The sequence below is a fragment of the Chamaesiphon sp. genome, assembly GCF_041737865.1.
Lineage (GTDB): Bacteria > Cyanobacteriota > Cyanobacteriia > Cyanobacteriales > Chamaesiphonaceae > Chamaesiphon.
Genome location: NZ_JBGSQZ010000057.1, coordinates 1 through 2,600, shown reverse-complemented (window position 1 = coordinate 2,600; position 2,600 = coordinate 1). Strand labels below are relative to the sequence as shown.

Here is a 2,600-nt window from a genome sequence, read left to right as displayed (position 1 = left end):
GACAACTTAACCTCTCGATTCCTGGTATATGCTAGACACTCTATTCTGCAAGCTATTCGGATTGTCATCAGATCTACTCTTTCTTTGTTCATGTAACCTAATCCCTAGCTCCAATATTACTCGATCGGATCTCGATCGTGTGATTAAAATCCCCCAATATAGATCGGGGGATTTTCTCCATTCAACCAGTTATCAAATTATCGATAATCTCGATCGCAGTATTTACGGGAATAAACACCTTAGTTCGATAGTTGATAATCTCAGTAAAACAGCCCAGAGCTTTGAGCCAATCGATTTTATCGCTACCATAGACAGCCACTACTTCCAATCGATCTTCCCCCTTATAATAGTTCCGCTGTAACTGCCACTGTCCCGCCGATGTCACCTCATTGCGTTCCCAAACTAGTTGGAAGATTTCATCGGCTGTCAGTTTAGACTCACCAGCAATCCCAAAATCTCGGTACACCTTATCGATTTTCAGCTTGTCGATTTCTCGTCCTAGCAACAACCGACCATCGTTAGTCTGGAGTCGATAGACACGAGGACTTCCTGGCAATTGTCCCCAGATCGGCAGCAACAATCCACAGCAGAGATAGATCCGTTCTCGATCGAACTCAGGAGCCAAATCGATCAGTTGCTGCCACTGTCGCCAATATTGACCAGTGGGAATCTCTGGAATCCAGACCTTATCGAAGTCGGGTTTATCCAGGCGTTGATAGGTTTTGGAATGAACTGGGTGATAGAGGGTGACTATATCCACAATATTGCCACGGTGGGTGTGCTGGTCAGTGACGTGAGCGATCGCTAAATTACCATTTTTCACATGACGGTAATAGCGGAAACCAGATTGGAGAGCGGCTTGCTGGGCGCGTTCTACTGAGATCTGCTTGGGTTTATTCAGTTTATCGATCGCATAGCAGATCGTTTCACCCCCAGAAGAGTGGGTACTCAATAATTGGGTATCGACGACCTCAAATCCACCCTCTGCCCAGATTGTCTGTACGCCGCGCTCGAATGTACCATTGGCTTTAGCTTGGGCGATGCGCTCTAGAATCCGGTGCTCGAAGTCGGCAAATAACCGATTTTGGAGGTCGATTTTGAGAGCTAATAGCCGATTGAGGAAGGTATTCATCTTAGGCAGATTGTCCGATAAATTCCCGTCCTTATTCAGAAGTTTGAGTCCGGTATATTCAGCAAATTCTGCTGGTGAAATCCCATCGATCCCTTGCGCGTTCATGTCAGCGAAGAACTCTGCCAGGGCTGACTTGGCATAGGGACTGGTGAAGTCGAGAATGCCACGAAATAGCCCATTATTCCCCGTATTGCGCTGCCCTTTGGTGATGGCACCCAGGGAACTGAGACGGCTGGCAATCGTCGCTGTAAACCGCAACTCTCCCTTGACATCGCTGGTGAGCAAGACGATTTCTGGCGGTTGGGCTTGGTTGCTACGGTGAGATCTGCCGACACCCTGGCAAGCAACTATCGGCTCAAAACCAGCCTCAACTAGATAGTGGCGGCGCAATTGTTGGTTTGCACAAGCGAGATCGGCATGATAACTGCGCCCTGTTCCCCCCGCAGCAGAGAAAATCAGCACTCGTTTCTCACCAGATTGGAAGGCAGCGGTTTCGGCAAGATTACTCGCGCCAGGACGTTGAGCTAGTTGATACCGTCCATCTTCCAGGATAATCCGCTGACTGCGCCCCGTAATTTCTGCGACCCTGTGATGACCAAAATGCCAGTTAATCTGGTCTAAAAGTCCGTTCACAGGGGGCAGTACGGACATCCGCTCGATCAGTCCATCCCGCAGTGCTAGTGCCTCTTGGGAGACGATGGGATTACCTTCGGGGTCGTTCATCAATTCGCTTTTAGTCGCGCCGCTGTCGTCTACATAGGTTTGATAGAGATTGATGGGGAAGGAGTTCATCAGATAATCGATGATATTTTCTCTGGGGGTGAAATCGACAGCTCGCATATCTCCCCACTGACTGGTGGGAATATCGGCTAACTTGCGATTCATTAGAGCCTCATTCGTCGAGACAATTTGAATCACACAAGAGCGACCTTCAGCCAAATCTCGTTCGATCCCATCGATTAAAGTAGCAGCTTTAGCCGCACATAATAGAGTATTAAAGAAGCGTTGTTTGGCAGACTCGAATTGACTGCTGACCGCCGCTTTAGCTCTACCGTTGGTACATTTACCACTCTCACTTTCCAATCCGATCGATCGGAGGACTCCATCGATTTGGTGGTGGATATAGACGAAGGCTTGGGCATAGGTATCCCAAATTTCCCGCTGTGCTGGCGTTAGTTTATGAACGACCGTTTCAAACTTCACCCCCTCAAAACTCAGTGTCCTGGCGACATAGATCCCCAATCGCTTGAGATCTTGAGCTACTAACTCTAGGGCAGATGTCCCAGATGCTTCCATCTCACTGATAAACGCCGCTCTGGAAGCAAACGGGAAAGCTTTAGTCTGCCACAGTCCCATCCGCTGGTAGTAGCTGAGGCTCGACACCTTAGCCGCACCCGTCGCACTCAGATATGTGACTCTAGCATTGGCTAAATGGTTAATTAATTGGGTACCAGCCAAAGCTTGAGCG

Annotated in this window: 1 protein-coding gene; it reads right to left on the bottom strand. The window is 48.8% G+C overall.

Annotated features, from left to right (window positions below; genetic code table 11):
- Positions 1–181: 181 nt before the first annotated feature.
- Positions 182–2,600 (bottom strand): strawberry notch C-terminal domain-containing protein (locus ACEW9J_RS04420; RefSeq protein ID WP_373543928.1); only part of this gene is annotated, 2,419 nt, incomplete at its 5' end.